This is a genomic window from Bacteriovorax sp. As-1 (genome assembly GCF_058446905.1).
Map to the genome: position 1 here is coordinate 340,350 of NZ_CP184341.1, position 23,505 is coordinate 363,854.

General features: G+C 41.1%; 29 protein-coding genes. 17 read left to right on the plus strand and 12 right to left on the minus strand.

Annotated features, from left to right (window positions below):
• Window positions 1-5: 5 nt before the first annotated feature.
• On the plus strand, window positions 6-803 hold the full coding sequence (locus ACN20O_RS01695) for an alpha/beta fold hydrolase (protein WP_491636578.1): 798 nt from the start codon (window positions 6-8) through the stop codon (window positions 801-803).
• Here the strand turns inward: ACN20O_RS01695 and ACN20O_RS01700 are convergent.
• Entirely contained in the window at window positions 800-1,540 is a 741-nt protein-coding gene (locus ACN20O_RS01700; RefSeq protein WP_491636580.1) for a nicotinate-nicotinamide nucleotide adenylyltransferase, read from the minus strand. The genes ACN20O_RS01695 and ACN20O_RS01700 overlap by 4 nt on opposite strands.
• Before the next feature lie 12 nt (window positions 1,541-1,552).
• Window positions 1,553-2,029, minus strand: a complete 477-nt coding sequence (locus tag ACN20O_RS01705; RefSeq protein ID WP_491636582.1) for a hypothetical protein — start codon at window positions 2,027-2,029, stop codon at window positions 1,553-1,555.
• A 46-nt stretch (window positions 2,030-2,075) separates the two neighbouring features.
• Here ACN20O_RS01705 and ACN20O_RS01710 point away from each other — a divergent pair, with 46 nt between their 5' ends.
• Window positions 2,076-2,420, plus strand: coding sequence for a hypothetical protein (locus ACN20O_RS01710; protein WP_491636584.1), 345 nt, complete (start codon window positions 2,076-2,078; stop codon window positions 2,418-2,420).
• Window positions 2,421-2,464: 44 nt separating this feature from the next.
• Here ACN20O_RS01710 and ACN20O_RS01715 read toward each other — a convergent pair whose 3' ends face one another.
• On the minus strand, window positions 2,465-3,055 hold the full coding sequence (locus tag ACN20O_RS01715; protein ID WP_491636586.1) for a hypothetical protein: 591 nt from the start codon (window positions 3,053-3,055) through the stop codon (window positions 2,465-2,467).
• 279 nt (window positions 3,056-3,334) lie between these two features.
• Between ACN20O_RS01715 and ACN20O_RS01720 the strand changes: the two genes are divergently transcribed.
• Window positions 3,335-4,669, plus strand: a complete 1,335-nt coding sequence (locus ACN20O_RS01720; RefSeq protein WP_491636588.1) for a D-alanyl-D-alanine carboxypeptidase — start codon at window positions 3,335-3,337, stop codon at window positions 4,667-4,669.
• Window positions 4,670-4,718: 49 nt separating this feature from the next.
• Here ACN20O_RS01720 and ACN20O_RS01725 read toward each other — a convergent pair whose 3' ends face one another.
• Together ACN20O_RS01725 and ACN20O_RS01730 are read right to left on the minus strand one after the other, a co-directional pair.
• Entirely contained in the window at window positions 4,719-5,363 is a 645-nt protein-coding gene (locus ACN20O_RS01725; RefSeq protein ID WP_491636590.1) for a DedA family protein, read from the minus strand.
• Between the two features lie 17 nt (window positions 5,364-5,380).
• Window positions 5,381-6,235, minus strand: a complete 855-nt coding sequence (locus ACN20O_RS01730; protein ID WP_491636592.1) for a M48 family metalloprotease — start codon at window positions 6,233-6,235, stop codon at window positions 5,381-5,383.
• Between the two features lie 94 nt (window positions 6,236-6,329).
• Here ACN20O_RS01730 and ACN20O_RS01735 point away from each other — a divergent pair, with 94 nt between their 5' ends.
• From ACN20O_RS01735 to ACN20O_RS01755, 5 genes are read left to right on the plus strand one after another with little or no spacing between them, the layout of a single operon-like run.
• Window positions 6,330-6,677, plus strand: a complete 348-nt coding sequence (locus tag ACN20O_RS01735; RefSeq protein WP_491636594.1) for a hypothetical protein — start codon at window positions 6,330-6,332, stop codon at window positions 6,675-6,677.
• A gap of 20 nt (window positions 6,678-6,697) precedes the next feature.
• Entirely contained in the window at window positions 6,698-7,381 is a 684-nt protein-coding gene (locus ACN20O_RS01740) for a hypothetical protein (RefSeq protein WP_491636596.1), read from the plus strand.
• Between the two features lie 60 nt (window positions 7,382-7,441).
• The gene (locus ACN20O_RS01745) at window positions 7,442-7,765 is read left to right on the plus strand and encodes a hypothetical protein (RefSeq protein ID WP_102244151.1); all 324 of its coding nucleotides are present in this window, start codon (window positions 7,442-7,444) and stop codon (window positions 7,763-7,765) included.
• A complete protein-coding gene (locus tag ACN20O_RS01750; protein WP_491636597.1) occupies window positions 7,747-8,673 on the plus strand; it encodes a hypothetical protein in 927 nt (308 codons plus the stop codon). The genes ACN20O_RS01745 and ACN20O_RS01750 overlap by 19 nt, the downstream gene beginning before the upstream one ends.
• Complete coding sequence (locus ACN20O_RS01755) at window positions 8,661-9,410, plus strand: phosphatase PAP2 family protein (protein ID WP_491636598.1); 750 nt, start codon at window positions 8,661-8,663, stop codon at window positions 9,408-9,410. Before ACN20O_RS01750 ends, ACN20O_RS01755 begins: the two co-directional genes overlap by 13 nt.
• Here the strand turns inward: ACN20O_RS01755 and ACN20O_RS01760 are convergent.
• Genes ACN20O_RS01760 through ACN20O_RS01770 form a run of 3 tightly spaced genes read right to left on the minus strand, consistent with a single transcriptional unit; the run spans window position 9,407 to window position 11,327 of the window.
• The gene (locus tag ACN20O_RS01760) at window positions 9,407-10,258 is read right to left on the minus strand and encodes an MBL fold metallo-hydrolase (protein ID WP_491636600.1); all 852 of its coding nucleotides are present in this window, start codon (window positions 10,256-10,258) and stop codon (window positions 9,407-9,409) included. The genes ACN20O_RS01755 and ACN20O_RS01760 overlap by 4 nt on opposite strands.
• A gap of 14 nt (window positions 10,259-10,272) precedes the next feature.
• Entirely contained in the window at window positions 10,273-10,569 is a 297-nt protein-coding gene (locus tag ACN20O_RS01765) for an ArsR/SmtB family transcription factor (protein ID WP_491636602.1), read from the minus strand.
• Window positions 10,566-11,327, minus strand: a complete 762-nt coding sequence (locus ACN20O_RS01770) for a TSUP family transporter (protein WP_102244156.1) — start codon at window positions 11,325-11,327, stop codon at window positions 10,566-10,568. Before ACN20O_RS01770 ends, ACN20O_RS01765 begins: the two co-directional genes overlap by 4 nt.
• Before the next feature lie 64 nt (window positions 11,328-11,391).
• Here ACN20O_RS01770 and ACN20O_RS01775 point away from each other — a divergent pair, with 64 nt between their 5' ends.
• The 6 genes from ACN20O_RS01775 to msrB all read left to right on the plus strand — a co-directional run bounded on the left by ACN20O_RS01775 (window position 11,392) and on the right by msrB (window position 16,331).
• Window positions 11,392-11,805 (plus strand): YeeE/YedE family protein, encoded by a 414-nt coding sequence (locus ACN20O_RS01775; protein WP_491636605.1) that lies wholly within the window; start codon window positions 11,392-11,394, stop codon window positions 11,803-11,805.
• On the plus strand, window positions 11,805-12,227 hold the full coding sequence (locus ACN20O_RS01780) for a DUF6691 family protein (protein ID WP_102244158.1): 423 nt from the start codon (window positions 11,805-11,807) through the stop codon (window positions 12,225-12,227). The genes ACN20O_RS01775 and ACN20O_RS01780 overlap by 1 nt, the downstream gene beginning before the upstream one ends.
• Before the next feature lie 46 nt (window positions 12,228-12,273).
• Entirely contained in the window at window positions 12,274-13,197 is a 924-nt protein-coding gene (gene glsA, locus ACN20O_RS01785) for a glutaminase A (RefSeq protein ID WP_491636607.1), read from the plus strand.
• A gap of 11 nt (window positions 13,198-13,208) precedes the next feature.
• Complete coding sequence (locus ACN20O_RS01790; protein WP_491636609.1) at window positions 13,209-14,255, plus strand: mechanosensitive ion channel family protein; 1,047 nt, start codon at window positions 13,209-13,211, stop codon at window positions 14,253-14,255.
• A 56-nt stretch (window positions 14,256-14,311) separates the two neighbouring features.
• Window positions 14,312-15,757: a hypothetical protein gene (locus tag ACN20O_RS01795; protein WP_491636611.1), complete on the plus strand. Its 1,446-nt coding sequence runs from the start codon at window positions 14,312-14,314 to the stop codon at window positions 15,755-15,757.
• A 64-nt stretch (window positions 15,758-15,821) separates the two neighbouring features.
• Complete coding sequence (gene msrB / locus ACN20O_RS01800) at window positions 15,822-16,331, plus strand: peptide-methionine (R)-S-oxide reductase MsrB (RefSeq protein ID WP_491636613.1); 510 nt, start codon at window positions 15,822-15,824, stop codon at window positions 16,329-16,331.
• Here the strand turns inward: msrB and ACN20O_RS01805 are convergent.
• Together ACN20O_RS01805 and ACN20O_RS01810 are read right to left on the minus strand one after the other, a co-directional pair.
• Window positions 16,295-16,531 (minus strand): VF530 family protein, encoded by a 237-nt coding sequence (locus tag ACN20O_RS01805; protein ID WP_491636615.1) that lies wholly within the window; start codon window positions 16,529-16,531, stop codon window positions 16,295-16,297. The genes msrB and ACN20O_RS01805 overlap by 37 nt on opposite strands.
• Window positions 16,521-17,096: a TetR/AcrR family transcriptional regulator gene (locus ACN20O_RS01810; RefSeq protein ID WP_491636617.1), complete on the minus strand. Its 576-nt coding sequence runs from the start codon at window positions 17,094-17,096 to the stop codon at window positions 16,521-16,523. The genes ACN20O_RS01805 and ACN20O_RS01810 overlap by 11 nt, the downstream gene beginning before the upstream one ends.
• 63 nt (window positions 17,097-17,159) lie before the next feature.
• Between ACN20O_RS01810 and ACN20O_RS01815 the strand changes: the two genes are divergently transcribed.
• Genes ACN20O_RS01815 through ACN20O_RS01825 form a run of 3 tightly spaced genes read left to right on the plus strand, consistent with a single transcriptional unit; the run spans window position 17,160 to window position 20,865 of the window.
• A complete protein-coding gene (locus ACN20O_RS01815; protein ID WP_491636619.1) occupies window positions 17,160-18,440 on the plus strand; it encodes an acetyl-CoA C-acetyltransferase in 1,281 nt (426 codons plus the stop codon).
• 11 nt (window positions 18,441-18,451) lie between these two features.
• Window positions 18,452-19,285 (plus strand): alpha/beta fold hydrolase, encoded by an 834-nt coding sequence (locus tag ACN20O_RS01820; RefSeq protein WP_491636621.1) that lies wholly within the window; start codon window positions 18,452-18,454, stop codon window positions 19,283-19,285.
• A gap of 44 nt (window positions 19,286-19,329) precedes the next feature.
• The gene (locus ACN20O_RS01825; RefSeq protein ID WP_491636623.1) at window positions 19,330-20,865 is read left to right on the plus strand and encodes an SDR family NAD(P)-dependent oxidoreductase; all 1,536 of its coding nucleotides are present in this window, start codon (window positions 19,330-19,332) and stop codon (window positions 20,863-20,865) included.
• Between the two features lie 4 nt (window positions 20,866-20,869).
• Here ACN20O_RS01825 and ACN20O_RS01830 read toward each other — a convergent pair whose 3' ends face one another.
• Together ACN20O_RS01830 and ACN20O_RS01835 are read right to left on the minus strand one after the other, a co-directional pair.
• Entirely contained in the window at window positions 20,870-22,441 is a 1,572-nt protein-coding gene (locus ACN20O_RS01830; RefSeq protein ID WP_491636625.1) for an ATP-binding protein, read from the minus strand.
• A gap of 231 nt (window positions 22,442-22,672) precedes the next feature.
• Window positions 22,673-23,407, minus strand: a complete 735-nt coding sequence (locus tag ACN20O_RS01835) for a helix-turn-helix domain-containing protein (RefSeq protein WP_491636626.1) — start codon at window positions 23,405-23,407, stop codon at window positions 22,673-22,675.
• Between the last annotated feature and the right edge of the window lie 98 nt (window positions 23,408-23,505).

Consider the following 23,505-nt stretch of genomic DNA (forward strand, 5'->3'; position numbering starts at 1 on the left):
ATTTTATGCTTAATTACCGCTTCGAAAATAACGGCAAACCAGTGCTGGTGATGCTTCATGGACTACTCAGTTCACTGGATACATTTATCCCGCTTTTACCGACACTCTCTGAGCATTTTTCAGTACTTCTCATAGATCAACGAGGGCATGGAGCTTCGAAGCCTTCTGGCAGCGATTACACCGCAGAGGCAATGGCCCGCGATGTGAAAGATGTTCTTGATCATCTAGGAATAAAAAAAATCACTCTTCTTGGTCACTCGATGGGTGGAAGAACTTCACTGATGTTTGGAAAACTTTACTCAGAGATGGTTGAAAAAATGATCATCGAAGATATGGGGATTCATCAAAGACAGCCTCGCTCTCCAGAGCGCGATCAGGAAAAAAATGAAATTGCCAAAAAAGCAGAAGTCGAAAGCCTGCTCTTTGACAATAAAGACGATATCTTCACCATTATCTCTCCCCTTTACTCATACGCTGCTGATTTGATGAAAACAAAAGTGGTAGAAAGAGACGGTAAGTATGAGCTTAAATTCTGGCCTCACGTTTCTGTTCTCTATGGTTACCAGGGAAATTATTCTGACCTGACCTCTGCTTTAACAGAGACAAGCTTTCCGGTGTTTTTTATCAATGCTGACCCAACAGTAGGCTCTGCGCTTACACCTACTTGTATTGAGCACATCAAGACTCACGTCCCACGCGCACAGATGTATGAAATTCCAAAGTCCTGGCATAACATTCACAAGACTCACCCAAAAGAGTTTTGCGAAGTCGTTATTAAATTCCATAAAGGTGAAAAGATTTAATCTTGCCTTGCGCGGATCTTACTTGAGGAAAGACTTCTGTATGGATGATCTGGAAGAATAATAATTTCCAGTTTTGGATTTATGGCCTTCACCTTTTCAATCTGAGGCCCGTAATCACTTGTCTCAAAGTCTCTTGGCGCCACATAGATCTTAGTCAAAGCATTGAGTAAGACTTCCGGTTCATTCCACTTGAGAATATTCATAAAGGAGTCGTCCCCCATCAGGAAATTCTTTTGTGCGATCTTAACTTTAGGCAACCAGTTTGATGTCGGGTTTGGTTTATTGCGCCCGAAAAAACCCGGGTAAACTGAGTATGGCGTGTCTTTTAAGGTCAGGCACAGGTGCATGAAATCATCATAAGGATTCATTTTATCTTTGAGTTCTTTATGAGGATTGCAATCAGGTACGATCACAATATTTTTTTCAGGGCAAAGCTCCAAACAGGCCAAGTGCCCAGGGTGAAAAGGAAAAAAACTTCCACCAAAAAACGTCACACTGTCTTTAATTTCGTGCTTAAGAATATCTGGTTTGATCTGCCCTTTAGGTGTTGAAGAAAGCACGGGCATGAACTTAAAGAAATCCCCAAGAGAGATCAGAAGATTAAATTGATCCAGTTGTGAGAGGTCATCTAGTTTATAAATATCACACCACTCATCATGGTGTTCTCCACCCAAGTGAGCACTGTCTAATTTAACTTCCAGTGAGTTTCTAAACTCAAGTGGGTAAAGGAGCTGCATTACCTAAAATCCTTATTCGAAATCGCGGTCCATCACCGTCTTTCTACCTTCCATGCGGGCCTTTTGGGCCGCACGATCAGTATGCCTTCTCACAATTATTGAGAGAGCTTCCATCACGTTGGCAGATGTGTTCATGTCGTACTTGTCTTTAATATATTGTTTTAGCTTTGAAGCGACAATGAGAATATCTTCTTCGTTTGCAGACCCAACTACTTCTGCTCCACTTGCTGGTGTTGGTTTATTCGAAACAATCACTCTTCTTGGAGCTGAGTCGTCACTGGCCGGATTGTAATCTTCTTTTCTTGGAGAGCGGTTTTCTTCTGCCCATGAACTCTTGTGATTCATCACCGGGTTGTGCAGGTTCCAGCAGTCGACTGAGCAGAAAACGAGCTTGCGACAAGTGCTGACATTGCAGGCCTGGTAAATGGTATTGAAGCCAATTTCTTTCTTGCAGCTTCCGCATTTTCTCCAATAGGTCAATTCCGACACTTTTAAGCTCCTTCTCGAATCAATTTCGTGTTAAACTGATTTTAACATGAATTTTGAAACCGAATATAAAAACATCCGCTTTTTGATTTCACTCGAGAAAGAGAACTATACTGACGTCTCCCTTCTCATGGGTGATAAATTTAATCGACTTCCCAATCAGACAATGATCGAGATTAAAAAAGGCCAGCTCGGCCCTTACAACCTGGTCATTACTTCAATTCAGGATGATGAAGAGTACACTCATTACCTGAGCGGGATACTACTGACGACCAATGAAGAAGAGCTATTAGAAGAGCTTGGTACATACCTTGAACAAGAGCATATACTGGATGACATTGTGGCCATGAGAAAGCGCTATGCTGTTTCACCCGGTCCCATCTGGAAACAATAAACACAAATAAAAAAGGCCTCTTTCGAGGCCTTTTCTTATTGAAACTATCTACACTGAGTAGAGCTTAGAACAATTCTTTCAACCCAAGTTACGTCCCCTTGGAAAGTTGCTGCTTCATCATTTGTGTTAGCAGCTGAGATCGTAAGAGTAACATCTTTGTCTGTCTTTCTGTCGTAGTACTGGATCCATCTTGTACCGAATCTTGTTTGGTACTGGATTGAACAAGCTACACCACCGTTTGGTACTGGGTAACAAACTTGAACTGGCTCTTGGTATTGGCAAGATTCAGTTGTTTGTCTTCTTTCAGAATCAGTTACAACTGTTGCAACTGTTCCTTTTAAGTCAACTGGCTGTCCAACTGTGTTTGAGTTGTAAGCAAACGATCCATTTGATGGGATTGATCCATCTGGAACGTTGAACTCATATTTTTCATCGCTGTCGTTGTTTAGGCGAAGAGTGATTTTCTTTTTAGTGTTAGCTTTGATGTCTGCTGAATATGTCCCTACTCTCACAGTTCTTAAAACACCTTTTGTTGTTTTAATTTTTACATCTTTATTAACGTTAAGTTGTCCTTCGATTTTTTCACAACCTGCAAATAGAATTGCGGCCGCAACTAATGGTAGTAATGTTTTCATTTGGGAGTTCTCCTAAAGTGGTAAAAAATTCAATATTTTGAACTTATCGCGGCTTCCGTAATAGGGCAAATTCCTGGTAAAAATGTAAGGTTTTAAATAATAGCTTTGTGTCATATGTGAAAAAACGGTGACATTCTGGCCCCGCCTCCCTCTAAATCCCTATAGGTATACGAACCTATAGAATTTACAAGCTTGGTTGAAACGCCCCCCTATAAAGGGTTATACCCCGAGTACATATTTTTGGGGAAACCACAGATTCATCACATGGGGGGCTACTGAATGAAATTATCTAGAAAACTAACAAGTGCAGCACTTTTAGCAATGTCCGCGACATCAATCATGGCCAGCGATAGTACTGATAAAGACTTTTCTAAGCTTTTATCAAGATACAAACTAAACGCTAGAGAGCAGTCATATTGTTACACTGATGAGAATGGAAAACTTCAAGGCTCAAACGTAGACCTGCAAGTTCGTCTTGCTTCAGTCACAAAACTCATCACTACTCTTTGGGCAATGGAAGAAAAAGGTCCAAACTATCGTTACGATACAAAACTCTATATCAAAGGAAATAACCTGCACATTCAAGGATCTTTCGATCCTTTTATGAGTAATGAAAAAATGCTTTTCCTGGTCTCTCAGTTAAACACTCTAGGATACAAGCACTTTGATAAGATCACGTACGATAAAACAGTTCAGATTTTCCCGAGTGCTCAGGTTCACACCGACCCATACCCTCTTATTACAAGAGAATCTAACGGAAAAAATATTAAGATGTATTTCAACACAGACTCATGGTCAAATGTGTTTAAAGCAGAATACGATCGCCTGGCCTCTCTCGCTAAAAAAGACCGTTTCCTGAAATCTGTTGAAATGAGTGCGGACGCTGTTGAATTCGCAGAGAAAAACCCTCTGGTAGCAGACATCAACAATGTTCCTGAAGATGTAAAAGTTCTAACTCTTACTTCTCCAGCTCTATATAAATACCTAAAAGAAACAAACGTTAAATCAAATAACTACTCTTCTCACACGATCTTCCTTGATTTAGGTGGGGCCGCTAAATTTGAGAAATGGGTTGCAAATAGATTTAGCATTACGACTGATAAACTTAAGCTTTGGAACGGTAACGGACTTCCGACAGTTATCAATGGAAAAAGAAACGACAACTACGCAACTTGTGCAGTTATGGCCGAGCTGATTGAAGCTCTTAAAGAGTCATCTGAAAGACAAGGAAAAGAAATTGAAGACGTAGTAGCAGTTCCTGGAAGTGACGCTGGTACATTTGCTAACCGTCTAAACTCAAGTGACCTAAAAAACACTTTCGTAGCGAAGACTGGTACATTAATGCATACATCGACTCTTGCGGGTGCAATGAACACGCAAAAAGGATATAGCTTCTTTGGTATCTTCAACCAGACAACAGATGTAAAAAGCGCTAAATTAGTTCAAAACGCGATGGTAAAATCTATAATGGATGAAATGAGTGGTCCAAAGACGTTTGGCTACCAGGTAGAGGGATTCCACGCTTACGACAACAACGAAAATGTTAAGAACTTCAACATTATCGATGAAGAAGAAGCTACTGACTTCAGTGCGATCGAAGGATCTCTTCACTAATCTGATTTAACATGAATAAACAAAAAGGCCCGCGTAATGCGGGCCTTTTTTATTTTGAAGCTTTTCTCTTTTCTTTGATAAATTCAATCACGGCCGGCAGAACTGAAATGATGATAATCGCAATCATGACCAGCTTAAAATTCTTTTGAATAAAAGGAAGATTTCCGAAGAAATATCCTAACGGGATAAATGAAAACACCCATAAAACAGCGCCAACTACGTTATAGGTCATAAATTTTTTGTAAGTCATCTCCCCGATTCCGGCGACAAAGGGAGCAAAGGTGCGCACGATAGGAATAAAGCGCGCGATGATAATTGTTTTTGCTCCGTACTTTTCATAAAAGGCCTGGGCCTTAATCAGGTGATCTTTATTAAAAAACTTAGAGTCGTGTTTATAAAAAACTTTTGGCCCAACATACTTTCCAATGGCGTAGTTCACACTGTCTCCGATAATCGCCGCGGCCAGAAGTGACAGCGAGATCGTCCAGAAATCAAATGAACCACGGGCAGCAAAAGCACCGATAGCAAATAAAAGAGAATCCCCCGGAAGAAATGGAAGCACCACCACTCCGGTCTCACAAAAAATAATCATAAAGAGAATTAAGTAAGTCCATGCATGATACGTTTGGATCAAATAATCCAGGTGGACTTCAATATGTAAAATGAAGTCGATAATTGCGTGAATGAATTCCATGAAAAGGTTCCTGTTGGTTACGGTTTATACCAACAGCGAGGACGGGTCCCTGGTCTATTGGTATCATTACAATGACCAATTTTAGCATCAGTCTCTGAAGTTGCAACATTAGATCCAACAGTACATAAGGCACCTTGATAAAGAGTATCAAAGCGGCATTGAGGACGTGGGTAGTCGTTAGTGTTAGTTCCCTTCACCACTCGCGAGTCTGTGGCGTCGATACTTACAGTCGTTTTTGCATCAGGAAGTTGATTTAAGAAATGTGCGAAGCTCAAACTTGCCAGCATAGTGCGGATACAAATTTTTAACTCACCCAGATTCTTATAAACGAAGTTACAGTCCTTAATGACTTTTTCAGGAATGTTATCGTTGATTGAAACGTCTTCACTTTTTAATTCAGCATAGTAGTTCTTTAAACATTTCGAAGACGCCCAGTAATCGGCCTGTCCTTCAGCTGAAGGCCATCCATCATAAAGGAAAGTTCTCGGTGCTCCACCTAAGTGGTGACCAAGTTCGTGACAAACAACTAATGCTAGAGAGTCTTTCGTCATGCCTTTTGCGCGGGCAATTCCACCGGCCACGTGAACAGTCCACGTGTCGACTTCGCGAGTGGCATAAGCGTTTACAGTGTCTTCGTTCCAAGTCGCATTCATGACTAGTTGAAGGCCAGACTTTTCTAAAACCACTGGTGCATAAATTTTATGGAGGAGTTTAGTAACTGTGTTGAAATCGTGTTCTGTCACACTTTCGAAATCCTTCACACGAAGTGGAGGGATATGAAGGTCGTAATCCGGGACAGCATTGGCCATCAGAGATCCCGAAGCTCCCAAAAAGAGTGAAAGAATAAGGGCAAAAGACCACAGTTTTTTCATGGGCCGGAGTGTACTCAAAAGACAGCAAAAAGACTAACCTTTTTAAATGAAACTTATATTGCAAAACGCATGGCGCAATAGATAGGCTAGACCTATGAAAACTCAAAAAATACGCCTCTCGGTTGCCCTACTGGCATTGATTCTTACATCGGTCCAGGCCTTTGCCCACTGCCCATCAAGCTACAAAGAAGAAAAAGTATGCTTTATGCTGGAAAAAAACCTGCTGTATATTTACGATAATAAATTAGAACACAACGGTCCCTACAAAGATTTTGAAAAGGCAGACTTAGTGGCACTTAAGTCACTAAAAGGCCAGAAACTGGATTTTAAAAAGGTGGCCCGCGGGATTTATAAAATTGAATCAACTGAGACACTAAAGAACATCACTGTTGAAGTTTCTTTAGATAAAAAGAAAAACGATATTAAGGTTTCTCACGAATAAACCCAGACCCAGGACCATGGATGGCCAGATATTTATTTGTTCTTCTTCTCCTTACTGCAATCTTCCCTACTCTTTTATTCGCAGGAATTCCTGGGATTGAGATCAAAGGCGTTCTTGAGCGCGAACTCAAAACAACTTATCTGCAAAGCTTAGAACAAAAATTCGGTGAATGCGGTGACAATCCTGAGTCATGCCTGTCTCTGCAAAATGGTGAATACCAGGTTCTCAATCTTCCTAAAAAAGAAATGTGCTTTCCTTACACCACTTGTGGATTCTACAAGTGCATGGAAAGAAAATACCAATGCGACAGTGTCGGAGTGAATTACTTTACAGAGCTTGCTCACCCAACTTGCAGCGCTTACGTTAAAAACATCGAAGATAAAAAATTTACGAAGGCCGGAGTTGAATGGATTTACACAGTGATGGTGTGTCTGCAAAAAGGATTAGTCGATGAATGTGAAGTCAAAGGAAACTGTCCGACATCAGGTAATTTAAAAGAGCGCAAAAAAACCTGTGATCACATCACAGAGTTCACTCTTTCTTATCATCCGGGCTGTTACATCAATAGCGGCGTAGGCGTTTGTAAATTACCCCTTCAAGACAAAACAAATATCTGGAAAACTGTCAGCCCTTATCTGACTGCGCGCGAGAGACAAGAAGCGTATAAAGTGATTTTCCATTGCTTGAATCCAATCAAAAAATAATTCTTTACACTTACAAGAAAATATTGTTTCATGGCCCAAACTTTTTCTCAAGGACCTGCTATGAAACACATCACACTACTTGCTTTAACTGTTCTATCAACTTCAGCTTTCGCTGGAAACCTTTGCTCTAAATACGAAAGCTACCCTCGCTACATGAAGGCGATCGCTGCTGTTGCATCAAACCAAAATAAAACTCTGGAAGTTTTTTGTTCTAATCCAAGAGTGCTGGATATCGAAGCTCAACCAAGTAGAATCATCACTCGCGAAGGAGAAGTTATTCCTCACGTTCGCGTTCAAGAGCACTTCGATTATGATAGCTGCCTGTACATGGTCAATGAAACAGACTACAGCATCTCTCAGTCTCGTTGTTACTCAGGAATGTAATTATAAAGTACCTCTTACTTTTAATTGTTCCATTCACACTCTTTGCAAAAGAAATCGATACCGATATCTCTCACCCGTTTTATCTTTTAAAACCGGGTGAGATTAAACTTCATGCTGAAACACGCTACTTTATGGAAGAGCATGAATATGAAAAGGCCAGTACCGTTCAGGACCTTTTTGAATATGAACACTGGTATTATAAAATTGAAAATGCTTACGGACTGTCTAACGGCAGACTCATCGGCGGCTCACTTTCTTTTATTTCTAACGGAAGACTTTCAAAAAACTATGCACCGACATTAAACATCCCAGACAGCAGAGTTTCTTATCAAGGATTTCATGCTTTTGAACTTTATTACGAAGAACACTTCAAAGCTGACAGTGATAAAAACAAACTGGCCTTAAGAATAAAAGTGAAAGGTTCTCCATTAAAAGGAAAAGAATCCAACAACACTTACTCCGGTAAAGATCTCTCTTTAGGTTTTCTGTACTCTCACCGCCACGAAGACTGGCGCTTCTATGGTGATATCCATGCCGATATCATCGGCAGAGAAAAAACCTGGAAACAAAATGGAGAAAAAGAAACAGTTAATGCCTATTCGCAATTCGGAACACTTTTAGGGACCCAATGGCTGCTGGGAAAATGGTTTGTTGAAGGCAATGCTCTTTTTTACCTTACAACCGATTACAATTCACATAGTGCCTCTTACACCAGACTCACTGACAAAGGATTTATTGTTGGTGGAAAGTTTGCACTTGGATATTTTTTATCAGAGCGCTCTTTCATGACTCTTGAGCATGTGAGAAAAGGCTCCAACTTCAACGTCATTACTGAATCAACCAATGATGCCACCGAGTTTGAAATTGAAACTCAATACAGTAAGCTGGGGGTTTCATGGTTTTTCTAAAATGGCTTATTCCTATTTTACTTATGTACCAAGTTGCCTTCGCTGAAGAAGAAAGAGCACTTCAATTTGAAGACAAATCTTATTTGAAAGATGTGGGTAGCGATTTAATCAGTCCACTCACCACTCCGGCAAAATGGATTCTTCTTGGGGGAACGATTACCACTGGGATGATGTACATTACGAGAAAAGACATCACCTATAGAAAAAGAGAAAGCTTTCGCGAGGCAAAGCCTTTGGGTAAACTAGGCTTTATCGGTGATTATGTCGGGTACGGGCTTTTAAACCTAGGCTACAGTTCATACTATCTTTGGCAGGGAAAATTTCACGATGACCCCAAAGCCCTAGAGCGCGCTGAACATATGTTAAGAGCAACAACTTATACTGTCGCACTGACGACTGCTCTAAAATACACCATCAGTGAAAAGCGGCCCGGTTATCCTGATGACCACCACTCCTTTCCTTCAGGTCACTCTTCTGCATCTTTTGCTTTTGCCTCAGTTGTGGCCCTCCAACATGGTTGGTTCTGGGGAGGAGTTGCCCACGGAGCAGCGGCCTTCATCGCTATCAGTCGCGCCAACGATGACTTTCACTACCTTCACGATATCACCGCCGGTATGACTATCGGAGCTTCATTTGCGTGGGGTGTATACTACAACCTACAAAAAGGGAATCCCTACTGGCTGACACTGGTACCAGTACCTAAAGGCGCGGGCCTTGCCATGGGATTAGATTTCTAGATTTTTTTCATCTTATTAAAAAGCGGCATCTTCAGTTCTGTAGGTAGAACACCTGCATTGATATTAACTTGAATGCTGGCAAAAAGAAGACGTGGGGCCTTTAGAGTTTTATCGCGGGCCTCGCGGAAAGTTACATACTCTTCTCTTGATGTTTCTTTTCTCAATTGAGTATTGTGCATTTTTGACTGGCCAATAGTTGTCTCAAAACGAAGGTCTCTACCGTTTGGCTGATAATCATGACCTACAAACACAATTGTATCGTCTGGCAGAGAATAAAGATTTTCATGAACTGAGGTATATAAATCCTGTGCACTTCCATCGGGGAAATCGCATCTTCCAGTTCCCGAATCTTCAATAAAAAGAGCGTCACCAGTAAAAACCATATTATTAATATGAAAACTCATACATGCTGGCGTGTGACCAGGAGTAGGAATAGCGTGAATTTTAATTGATCCTGCAGAGAACTCTTCATGATTTTTAATTAACTTATCAAACTGTGAACCATTGGTTTTAAAATCATCTCCAAAATGAAAGACATCCTTAAAAGACTTCTGCACTTTTTGAATGTTTTCACTTATCGCAATTTTAATATTAGGAAAGTAATCTTTAAGCTCTTGTGAGCTCGACAAATGATCTGCGTGAGCGTGAGTCTCAAGACAATAATGAGGATTAAGTTTGTGCTCTCTAATAAAATCCAGGATCAATTTCAGACTGTTATTTTCAATCGCACCAGAGGCCGGGTCATAATCTAAAACAGGGTCAATAATCACTGCATCTTTGGTGTTATGATCATAGACGATATAAGTAAGAGTAAATGTGTCTTTATCAAAAAAGTGCTGAACGTTCATAATCCCTCATTAGGTTAAGAGCAAAATATTTTATTCAAAGACAAAATTAGCTTTTGTATTTTTTTATCAGAAATGCTGTACATTGAAAAGTTTCCCTCTTTACGCGACATAAGGATACCTTCTTTTTGCAGACGGATAAGAAATTGCGAAGTCTGAGACTGAGATAAATCACTCTTTTGCATAATCTCTCCCACACTTTTTTCCCCATCCATTAAAAGACAAAGAATCAACAGTCTTTGTGGATGAGAAAGCGCCTTGAGTATGTCTGCCACCTCCACACTCTTTTGTTTTAAATCGACATTTTTCTTCATATTAAAACCTTTTGTCCTATGGCCATAAAAGAATACAGAACGACTAGGGTAAAGACAACTCTTCGGCCTAATTCACTCCATTTAGCTGGTATTTTACCCATTATTTTTTTGACAACTAAAGACGCGAGCACTGTGCCGATAAAAAGAAAAAAAATATCTATTCCTCTGACTCCTCCACTTCCTTTTTTTAACAACTGCATTACAAACGAAGAAAGAGAGATCAGGAAAATGAGAAGCAAGCTGCTAGGGAGGGCCTCTTCATAGCTCAGGTGAAAAAAGTTGATCAAAAGAGGAATGATCAACACTCCTCCCCCAAGTCCTGTAAGCGTCGTCAATGCCCCAAAAACGATACCTGAAAAAATAACCGGCCAAAACGTTTTAACTTCAACACCTGGTTTTGCAGAACTTTTCTTCTTCCATACACTCCAGAGTCCATAAAGACTAATAAGCCCCAGTAAAGAAGCCGTAACCAAGTCCCCGACATAAGGTTTAATTTGTAGGGCCATTGCCGTCCCTAAAAAACTGCTCGCAAAAAGTCCTGACACTATTTTATTATCGGCCTTTTGTCCGCCCCCGATATGGCCTCCAAGGTAATTAATCCCTGAAGCAATCATGACAACTATTAAAGAAAGGAAAGTGGCTTCATTTAAAGAGACATGAAGTCCGGTTAAAAAAAGAGGAATGGCAATCAATGCCCCGCCTGCCCCAGTCAGACCTAGAACCAACCCTGTCAATAAACCAATAAGTGTTAAAATCATGATGTTATCCTGCCTTGACAATATTATTATATTATAATATCGTTATATTGTCAAAGGAGGTCTTATGTTGGCATTAATAGGTGGAATGATGATTGGGCTGGCCGCGGCCATGCTCTTACTGACCAATGGCCGGATAATGGGTGTAAGCGGAATCGTGGGCAACCTCATTTCCCCTTCTTCTTTAAAAGAGAAAAAATGGAGAATCATCTTTCTCTTAGGGCTCTTCAGTGGCGCCTTTTTAGTCAGAGAGTTCTTGCCCTCTTCATTATCGTTTTCGACTTCTCTGAAATATTGGGACTACGCCTTAGCGGGTATTCTCGTCGGTGTAGGGACAACAATGGGCAGTGGCTGTACTTCCGGTCACGGAGTCTGCGGAATCTCCCGCTTTAGTCCGCGCTCTATTATCGCAACTTGTACCTTTATTGCTTTTGGAGTCCTGGGATTTTTTCTCTCTAAAATTATTCATGGAGGTTTCTAATGAAGGCCTATCTTGCAGCTTTCCTGGCCGGCGCTCTCTTTGCCTTAGGTCTTGGGGTTTCAGGTATGACTCGTCCGGATATCGTCCAAGGTTTCTTAGATCCTTTTGGCAACTGGAATCCAAGTCTGATTGGGGTTATGGTCGGAGCTATTTTGGTTTTTTCCATTGCCTATCGCCTGATTACCAAACGACCTAAACCTTTATGGAGCGAAGCTTTTAGTCTGCCGACAAAAAAAGACATCGACTCCCGACTTATTCTTGGTGCTACCGTTTTTGGACTCGGCTGGGGATGGGCCGGAATTTGTCCAGGACCAGGACTGGTGTCGCTTGTTAGTGGCCATGGGGAATTTTTTATTTTTGTCGCGGCCATGCTTATTGGGATGCGACTGTATATGTGGATTGAAAAGAATTGGTTAAGTTAAGAGTATTGAGATGACGGGAGGATCTACTTAAGGTTATAGTTTTTCTATGGAATACATGAACGTTTTTTTAGAAGAATTAATTCAAAAATACTCCTCTGACAAAAAAGGCGCTCAGGCCAGCTATATACCTGAACTGGCCAAAGTGAATCCTGATTATTTCGGAATTGCTGTCGTCACAGTTGATGGTGAAGTTTATTCTGCCGGAGACATTGAACAAAACTTCACTCTACAATCGGCCTCAAAACCTTTTGTCTATGGCATGGCCTTAGAAGAGCACGGCAGAGAGTTCATCAGGGCCCGCGTAGGTGTTGAGCCAAGTGGTGAAGCCTTTAACTCCATCGTCGAGCTGGAAAAAAACACTCATAGGCCATACAATCCGATGATTAACTCTGGGGCGATTGCCATCAGTAGTTATATTCAGGATAAAGATAAAATCAAAAGATTAGAGCGCGTGCTCAATCTCTTTGGCGATTATGTCAATCACCCAGTAAGTGTGGATGAAGCCGTTTTTCAGTCTGAGAAAAAAACTGCTCACCGCAACCGCTCTATCGCTCACCTGCTTCGCCACTTTGATGCCATTGGTGATGACATCGAAGAGTCATTAGATCTTTATTTCAAACAGTGTTCGGTTTTAATTAATACAGTTGATTTGGCGACAATGGCGGCGACTCTTGCTAATAACGGAGTTCAGCCTAAAAGCCAAAAGCAAGTCATCAAAGAAGAATACGTCAGTGATATGTTAAGCCTGATGTTTACCTGTGGGATGTATGATACAGCAGGTGAATGGGCCTACACAGTCGGGCTTCCGGCAAAAAGTGGTGTGAGTGGGTGTATCCTTGCCGTGGTTCCTGGAAAAATGGGAATTGCTGCTTACTCTCCACTTATTGATCAGCACGGGCATTCTGTTCGCTCAGTTAATGCGATTAAAGACTTAGTGAAGAAATACAATTTAAGCATTTTTAAATCATAAGAGGATCGTCCATGGATCAGGTCAGGCTTCCCATTGAAAAAATTGAATACTTTATTCAGCATGAATCATTTGTTGTTTTAGTCGTTGCCCTTCTTTTTGGATGGATCTTTTACAAAATTTTCTTAAAACGCATTTCAGACAAAAGGCACGCGACGCTAAGAAGACGTTTTATAAAAACCGGCCTCTATCTGGTTTTGGCCATTGTGCTCGCTCTCTTTCACTGGGGGCTTGTCCAGGCGACCTGGACAGATTACTTTACCGTTAAAATCGCCAACTACATTGGCCTCGTATCTTTTCTTATCTTAGTCACAGTCCTTATCCGCTGTGCCCAGATCTATGTTTACCTCTATCTCTTCCTGGCCAATATGAGCCAGGGGGTTCCAAGACTTATCGCCAACCTTTTCACTCTGCTCTTTTCAACCTTTGTTGTGAGCTGGATTGCCGCTGATGTTTTTGGTTTTAACTTAGCAACTGTTCTTGCCACTTCTGCTATCTTTACTATCGTTCTCGGTCTCGCTCTTCAAGATACGTTGGGAAATTTATTTTCCGGTGTGGCATTGCAGATTGAAAGACCATTTCAGTTAGGTGATTGGGTTGAAGTACATAATTCCGATGATAAGTGGGTTGGACAAATTCAGGAGATCACCTGGAGAGCAACTTCTCTTTTAGGTTTTGGTGACGAACTGATTGTGATTCCCAATAAAACAATTGCTCAAAGTCAGCTGCTCATTTTTTCAGACAGAAATAAGCCTGCGCGTTTTTCCCAGGCCTTCCGTTTCCGCTTTGATGTAGACATCTTAAAAGCAAAAGCGGCCATCCTGGAAGGAGTCAAAGCTGTGCCGGAAATCCTTGAAGACCCAGAACCTCGCGTTTTGGTGATGGAAGTCACTGAGTCCTGGGTATCCATGAAAGTCTTTTATTCGGTAACTGATTACGGGCGCAAATACCGCGTGGGTGACCTGGTCGTGAGTAATGTCCTGGAGGCCATCAAGCGCAAGCGTCTGGCGCTGGCAACGCAGGTTTTAAGCCTTTCTCGAGAGGAAGAAGACCACGATTAAACCCCTCTATTTATAGGCAGTTTGACCTTGATTTGGTTCACTGTTAAAATTTAAGTATGAGTATCGCCGTAATTGACCAAGGGGCTGAGCTATACTGGTTTGTGAGCAACGCTCTTTTACAGGACGAGCTTCCCTTAAAGCACTTAAAAACAACGTCTTCAGGTGAACAGTTCATTCTTCAAGAGCTTCCAGCTATCGTTGTATTAAATGGTGATGACTCTGCTATTCAACCTGAAAAATTCATCGGAAAAATAAGAAACCACGTCTTTGCCAGAAACACCATGTTCATCGTGGTCACGGCCGACACTTCTGCTGAATTTAAAAAATCATTAATCATTGCCGGAGCAAGCCAGATCCTCTACCGAGGTCGAGGCTACACTCCTTCACCTAAATTTTTTAGAAATCTTATCAAGTGGTTTTTAAATTTAAAAAATCCCGATCCTCAGGTGATTGAATACAAACCGGTTGAATTTTTAGCTGATGGTGAGTTCTCTACTTTTGGACGCATTGGATGGATTTCAGCTGCCCAATGTTATATCGAAGTCAACCTGGATTTGAGTCCAGGGAAGGCAATTGAAATGAGAAATCCGCTTTTTGATGAGCTGGATATTAAAGATGTCATTTTAACTATCGTCGATAAAAACACCATTGGCCGCTATTACCAATATGCCAATGGGTATCTATGTAAGATTGAATCTAAGAAATCCAATGCGGATAAAAAGAAGCTGCTCGCCTTTATTGAGAGCAATCAGGACATTTCAAAATATAAACCGGTTAAAGTTGTTTACTACGAACAAAACGTGAATAACCGTGAAGCTATTAAAGGAATGATTAAACTCGACCAGCGCTACTGTGCACGTGGGTTTGCCAACCTGGATAACTTCCTCGATGAACTTAACTTCCAACTCCCTCACCTCATCTTGATTGACCGCCAGATGATTGAGGTCAATAGAACAAAATTTGAGCCGTTAAAAAAATTCCTGCAAAGTCATTTCTGTTATTGTGTGACTTATGACAATGAAGGAAAAACTGACCTGGAAAAATATAAAAAGGATTTCGACTTTGCGATGCATGTGCCTCGTGGAATTGAAAGTAAACTACTTGAGTCCATGGTGCAAAAGCTCGATGAAAAAATGCTCGCCAACCACATGGAAGACAGCGCTGGAAAAATCTTTTTTAACAAATACTCTGCCTATAGCCGCATGAGTCTGCATTCACACTGTCGCGTGAGTGAACTGGCCATTACCGGTGTAGGTGTTTATCTGCCTTTTGCCATGTCGTCTTATTGTGCTTTTGAAATCACCTCTCAGGGCTTCACTCACCTTGGGATGAACCGCATGCAGTACTTTAGAAGTTTTATCAACAAAAAAAGTTCTACTGACATCTACCATCAATGTATCTTTATGGGACAAACTGTTTCGGATAACGAAATGATCAAAACTGCAGTCGAAAAAATCAAAGCATCCAGCTTTGAAGAATGGAAAATGAACTCTGCCCGGTAAGACAAAAACAAGACAACGAAAGCTTAAGTTGCTTTAATCAACTCAAAGGAAGATGATCATGAATATGAAAACTTTAATCCTTTGTTCATTTCTTTTTTCACATTCACTTTACGCCTGGGATTCTTCTTCATTTAAAATGCCTATCAGGGCCGAGTTAAAAAAGAAGCTCACTCCCATTCAATACGAAGTCACACAGGAAGAAGGAACTGAGCACCCTTTTAAAAACGAGTTCCACGACAGTAAAAAAGAAGGCATCTACGTCGATATCGTTTCAGGAGAGCCGCTTTTTAGCTCTCTGGATAAATTCGATTCCGGAACAGGCTGGCCGAGTTTTTCTCGCCCGCTGGTCAAAGGCAATCTAATTGAGAATAAAGAAAACAGTTTATTTCTTGGTGCGCGCACCGAAGTCAGAAGTAAGCACGCAAACTCTCACTTGGGTCACGTTTTCGATGATGGCCCAGCTCCTACAGGACTTCGCTACTGTATGAATTCAGCTGCGATGAAATTCATCCCAAAAGAAAAATTAAAAGAGTCTGGTTACGGTGAATTTGAAGCGCTTTTTTCACGTAAGTAAGCGACGTAAAGATTTTCCACTTTCGTTCTTGCCCATGGGGTTTTTCTTAAAAAAGTCAGGCTCGATTTCACACTAGGGTTGCTCTTAAAACAATTGATATCAATTAACTGAGACAATTCTTCAAAGCCATAGAACTCTACCAGTTCTGTCACGATTGCCTCTAATGTTTTTCCATGAAGTGGATTATTGTTATTTGCCATGTAATTGATCCAAAAGGGCCTCGAGCATTTTCTTTAAACTCTCCTGCTCCCCTCTGATGCGTGCGACTTGAACGCCGCCTTGAAGGGTCGTGAGAAATAAATCAGCGGCCAGTGTACTATCGATTGTCTTTTTAATTGTTCCTTCTTTTTTTCCCTGCTCAATTGTTTCTACCAGCCAATCGCGGATCAAGAAATGAAATTGCTGAAGTTTCTTTTTCATCTTTGGCGAAACAGAATAAAAATCAGAAGTAAAAGATCCTACCGGGCATATCATGTTGTGTTTAGCTGAGAGTGAGCAAAATCCTTTAACCATCTTCTCCAGTTTTACTTTTGAAGGAAGCTCCTGCACTTTTTTTGCCCAGGTCTTATGCCCCTGTTCGTAGTCTTCCAATAAAGCTATCCCCATGTCTTCTTTAGAAGAGAAGTAATAATGAAGGCTCGCTTTTTTGATCCCAAGAGAGTCGGCGATGGTCTGAAAGCTAAAGCCATTAAACCCCAGAGTTTGCAGGTATTCCTTAGCTAAATTCAGGGCCTCGGTCTTTGTGTTGTTGCTTTTAGCATTCATAAGGTGTATTCTACCTACCGGTAGGTAAAAAGTCAAAGTCTAATCATTTAAGGAAGATAAAGTATGAAAACCACAACAATGAGACCCGTTGCCATCATCGCAGGATCAAGAACTCCTTTTACAAAATCATTTTCACACTATTCGAGAACAACGAATTTAGAACTCATCACGGCCACACTAAAAGACCTGGTAAAAAAAACAAAACTAGAAGGTGTACAGCTTGGTGACGTTGCTACCGGTGCTGTTATGAAAAACGCTGAAGACTGGAACATGACCAGAGAAGCGGTTTTAAAATCAGGCCTACATCCTCACACTCCTGGATATGATGTTCAACGTGCGTGTGGAACAGGATTAGAAACTGCTGCACAAATCGCTCTTAAAATTGCTTCAGGACAAATTGAGGCCGGGATCGCCGGCGGAACTGACACTAATAGCGATATCCAAGGTGTTTTCTCACATAAATTCTCATGGCTCATGATGGAGTTGCAAAAAGCAAAATCAATTCCTGAGAAATTTAAAATCATCTCGCAAATTAATCCCAAACTTCTTCTGCCAATTTTCCCAGCGGTAAAAGAGCCACAAACTGGTTTATCAATGGGGCAACACACTGAGCTTATGGTTCAAGAGTGGAAAATCTCTCAGGCAGAACAAGATAAACTTGCTTTTGAATCTCACCAAAAAGCGGCCCGTGCTTATGAGGCTGGCTTTCACCAGGATTTATTATTTGAGTTTAAAGGATTAAAAAAAGACTCAATCCTAAGACCTGATACGACAATTGAAAAACTATCAAAACTAAAACCAGCTTTTGATTTCACAGGAAAAGGTACACTGACAGCTGGTAACTCAACAGCACTAACAGATGGAGCTTCTGCTGTATTACTAGGAAGTGAAGACTTCGCTGATAAACACAAGCTTCCTATCCTTGCCTACTTTGTCGATGCTGAATACTCCGCTGTAGACTTCGTTAAAGGTGAGGGTCTTTTAATGGCGCCGACATTTGCAGTAAAAAGATTATTAGAAAGAAATAATTTAAAACTTCAGGATTTTGATTTCTACGAAATCCATGAGGCCTTCGCTGGACAAGTTCTTTGTACACTAAAAGCTTGGGAGTCACCTGAGTACTGTAAAAAGATGGGACTTTCTGAACCAATGGGATCAATTGATAGAAACAAACTAAATGTTAACGGCGGAAGTTTGGCCCTAGGTCACCCGTTTGCAGCAACAGGGGGAAGAATTATTGCATCTCTGGCAAAAGCTCTTTCACAAAAAGGAAGTGGACGTGGATTAATTTCCATCTGTACTGCTGGTGGTATGGGTGTTGCGGCGATTATTGAAAGACCGTAAGTGAGAGCATAATGAAAAAACACCTGCCAAAAATCATTGCCCTCTTAAGCAGCTTTGCTCCGGCACTCGCCGCTAAGATTGCGCTAAAAATGTTTGCAACTCCTACGAGAATTCCTCGGCCAGAGTCGGAAATGGCAGTGTATGGAACGTCAAAAAAATATCTTTTATCAAATGGGATTGCTGCTTTTGAATGGGGCAATCCCACTGATCCTCTTGTCATGCTTATTCACGGATGGAATGGCCGTGGAACTCAAATCGGAGCTTTCAGTACACGATTAGTTGAACTAGGTTTTAGGGTGGTCGCTCTCGATGGCCCAGGACATGGAATCTCACCTGAGGGGCCCAATGGAATGACCAATCCAGGTCACTACGCTGAGTTTATTACCCTCGCCCAAAAAGAATTAGACCCAAGTGGAGCTCACGCCGTGATCGCTCACTCTTTTGGTGGAGGATGTTCAGTCCTTGCTGCTAAAAGAGGATTTAAAGTTAAAGGGATGGTCTTAGTTGGAACTCCAAATTTTTATGAAAGAGTGGTGACTTTTTTTGGAGAGAGTTTTGGATTAAACGACAAAGGTCTTAAACATTTTTTTTCTCTGGTAACGAAAGTCGCAGGTCTAAAACCCAGCGAACTAATTACTGGCGAAATCGGAAACTCCCTGAATATCCCCTGTTTAGTCGTCCACGACAAAGACGATAATGCCGTTAATATTGCTGCCGCCGAAAGCATCCATGAGCAGTGGAAAGGCTCAAAAATCATCATTACAGAGGGACTCGGCCACCGCCGCATCCTAAAAGATCCTAAAGTCATAGCGGAAGTTTGCGATTTTATTAAGAGCATTCCCTAAGACGCAATTGATTATTTGTAAGGGGCGTGATAACACTCTCCCCTATGAAAAATTTTAATTTAAGCGATGTTATTGAGAGCATTTCATTACTTGAACACGTGGCAAACAATTCAGAAATTCTGACGGAACTTAGTCACGAACAAAGAGTTGCTTTATTTAAAGCATGTGGAACAATCGCTAAGCCTGATAAAAAAGAAATCGCTAAAAGAAATAAAGATGTCAAAATTTTCAAACAAAAACAATTAGTCGAACAAAATAGACTTAAGCGTGCCATGACTGGAATCAGAAGTGCGCGCGAGAACTCTGTCTTCGTTGCTCCTGAGCAGCTTTTATTAGACAGCAATAAAGCTTACGAAGAAGCGCCGGAATTAGATACAGCAAGAAACTGCTACGTGTGCAAGGCCGAGTTCAAAAAGCTTCACTTCTTCTACGATACAATGTGCAAAGAATGTGGTGACTTCAATTACCATAAACGTTTCCAAACAACCGACCTGACAGGCCAAATCGCGCTCATCACAGGATCGCGTTTGAAAATCGGTTACCATGCCGTTTTAATGATGCTTAGATCTGGAGCGACAGTTATTGCAACCACTCGCTTCCCGGTTGATTCAGCAATGAGATACGCCAAAGAAAAAGATTACAACGACTGGAAAGACAGACTGCATATTCACGGTCTGGATCTTCGCCACTCGCCTTCTGTGGAAATCTTTGCAAGTTATATTGAACAAAAATTCCCACGCCTGGATATTTTAATCAACAATGCTGCTCAAACCGTAAGACGCCCACCGGGGTTCTACGCCCATTTAATGGAGCAAGAACAATTAAACTTCCACGATATCAATTCTGAAGCTCAAAGGCTTTTAAAGAACCATCAGGAGTTTAAAACTGAACTTAACCAACTGACTTATGGAAGCACCCCTTCGAGTGAACACGCTCTACCTGTTACGTGGCACGGAGAGGGCCCAGGAGTTGGTATCAGGGCCTCTGCTGAACTTTCTCAAGTTCCATACAGCTTTGATAACTCACTTGTGGCAGAAGAAGTATTCCCTGAAGGAAAACTGGACGCCGATCTTCAACAGGTCGACCTTCGTACAACCAACAGCTGGAGACTTCGCTTAGGAGAAATCCAGACTCCGGAAATGCTGGAAGTTCAGTTAGTAAATGCTGTAGCGCCTTTCATTCTATGTAACCGCCTGGTACACATGATGAGACGCGATTACACAGGTAAAAAACATATTGTTAACGTGACAGCGATGGAAGGAAAGTTCTATCGTTTCAAAAAAGAAGACCGCCACCCGCACACGAATATGGCGAAGGCCGCTCTTAATATGATGACTCACACGTCAGCTTCTGACTTTGCTAAAGACGGTATTTTCATGAATGCTGTTGATACTGGTTGGGTGACTGATGAAGACCCGGCACAAATCTCTGAGTACAAACAGAAAGTGCATGACTTCCAACCACCTCTGGATATTGTTGATGGAGCGGCGAGAATTTGTGATCCATTTATTGACGGGATTAATTCGGGGAAACATTGGTGTGGGCAGTTCTTAAAAGACTATAAGCCTATCGATTGGTAAGTTTTTAAACGACAATTCCCATCTCAATCACAAAACAAGTATTAGAAACTTCCTTATCCAGGTAGATCTTCCCGTTGTGATCTTCGATAATCCCTTTAGAGATCGAAAGCCCAAGCCCCGTCCCTTTACCCACTTCTTTCGTTGTGAAAAACGGCTGCATGATATTATTGGCGACATTTTCCGGGATGCCCGCCCCACTATCGATGACTTTGATTAAAATCTTCTCAGTGCCGATGACCTCAAACTTCACCTCGATCCATTTCTCATCTAATTTTTCAACAGCATCAAAGGAATTGCTCAGAAGATTTAAAACGACCTGAACGATCTGAGACTCGCGGCAGTTGATTTTTATATCTGGGATAGAATCAATTTTTAACGAAACCGGACTTGTCCTGAATTTCTCTCGGCAAATTTCAATCGTATGCTCAATTACATCTTTAACCTGAGTCGGAACAAAAGGGTCTTGCTCATTAGTGCGTGAAAAGGCCTTAAGACTTTTAACAATCTTGGCGATTCGCTCTGTCGTTTGTCCAATCTTGTCCAAAGATGTTTTAAATCCTTCAGGATCATATTGATTTGAATCGATACTCTTAATCATTAAATTCACCCGGCCAGAAATAATCGCTAACGGATAATTAATCTCGTGGGCAATCCCTCCGGCCATCTCTCCTAACGAAGTAAGTTTGGCATTCTGCACGGCCACTTTTCTTTGCTCTTCCAGGTCATTTAAGGCCTTAAGCGAGTGGATTAAAAAATTTAAAGCGAAAACGAAAAGAATAATAAAGCTGAGAATATAGATTGCACACTTCGTGTACCAACCTGCCATATACTGACTCTTAGAGAGGGCCGTTATAACAAAAAAATCATAATCACCGACGCGTCTGGCACTCGTAATTCGAGTCACTCCATCAATGCGGGATTTTTTCTCAGCAAAAACAGCACGCTTATTGTGGTAAAATAACTCTCGGATCGTATCCTGATTTTGCAGAGGAAAACCTATAAACTTTTCAGCCCATGGATAACGGGAGTAAAGGAGATTGTCGATGCCGTTGATAGTAATGGCCGAATCAGGAAGAAGATTTAGTTCCGAATAAAACTTGCTAAAATGAATCAGAGGCACACCTGCGGCCACGATTCCAGCAAACTGATTGTTTTTATCCAGGATTTTACGGCTCAATATAATAACTAAGCGACCGGTCTCGCGGCTTACTAATGGTTTGGAGAAAACAAGTTTATTTTCAACACTGGAAAATTGCTTATAAAAATAATCCCGGTCCCCTAGATTGAACTTGCTGCTAATTTTAAAGCGAACTCTATCGCGCCCATCTTTTCCGACAACAAAAACATTTTGAGCTTCAGGGATGAAGCGATTTTTTTCGATAAGGATTTTCGCTAATTCCTCAGTCTTCCAGTCTTCCATAGAGTCGCGGCTTTTTAACAAATCTATTGTGTTAAGAAGAACCATATCAACTTTTTTAAAAGTGCTTTCAATCTGAGTCTGAAAGGCCTGATTTAAATTGTCTGCATCAGAACGGGCCCTTTTGAGTTCATAAAAATACGAAAACCCAAGTTCCACGGTCACTCCAATGAGTAGCAGAACTGAAACAATACAAAAGAGGAAAATGATTCTTTTGTATTGGGATTTTTTTAATAACCGACTAATTTCTTTCAAAGAGCACTGATTCCATCACTATTGCTAATAATGGAAAATATTATCACAGAATCATTTTCTACAAATGCAAAAAGATAAAGTAAGGAACTCAAAACATCGTGGATTAATTGCTTCGTTTGCATGCCATGCAAGATTTTATTTCTTTTTAATCGCTTCAAGGGGATATTTCCATGGTCTCATTGCCAAGAGTATCCCAATATCGTGGGCTTCATTGTCATCTTTTTCTACAACGCGTGACTCTTCCTGGATTTCAGCGACAAGCTTATCAAATTTCTTCTTAAACTTAGCTAAAGAAACAGGTCCAAAAGAATTGGTTGAGAAACGGATGTAATCACCTTCTTCATTAAAATCATAATTAAGATAATTATTTTTCGTCTGCAAGAAAAGAGTCTTCCCGACGGCTCCATCACGGCGAAAGCGCAAAGTTCCCGCTTTATTTTTTAACTTCACGCGATCGCGCGGATGAAGTTCAATGAGATTGATTTTATCCAGCAGAAGTAAATGTTTTTTAGATTCATTGGCCGAAATATCAAATTCCCTTTCTATCTTCTGTGGAGTCATTCCATCATTGAGCATAATGAAGTAATGTAAAAGCCTCGGATTTTCGGCCAATACTTTTTCATGCTCTTTTGAAAGCGTGTGCCCTGAAATCTCCTCTTCAAAATTAGCGTTTTTGCAAATCTCAGCAAAACTTAAATCACAAGCACGACAAATTTCCTCAATCCTCTCAAGGCTAATAGACTTATCAGCAAGAATACGTTTTACACTGGACTCACTGAGATCAAGAGACTGAGCTAGATCTTTATAAATAATATTTTTGGTCTTCAGTGCTCGCTTAAGAGCATTGAGAAACTGATCAATCTGTGACACGAGCACTCTCCCTTGTAAAAGACTTCCACGCTTAGGCTAAAAGTATCACAATATGATACTTTCCTCAAGAGTATTGAGGAAAGTCCTAAAATGGGCGA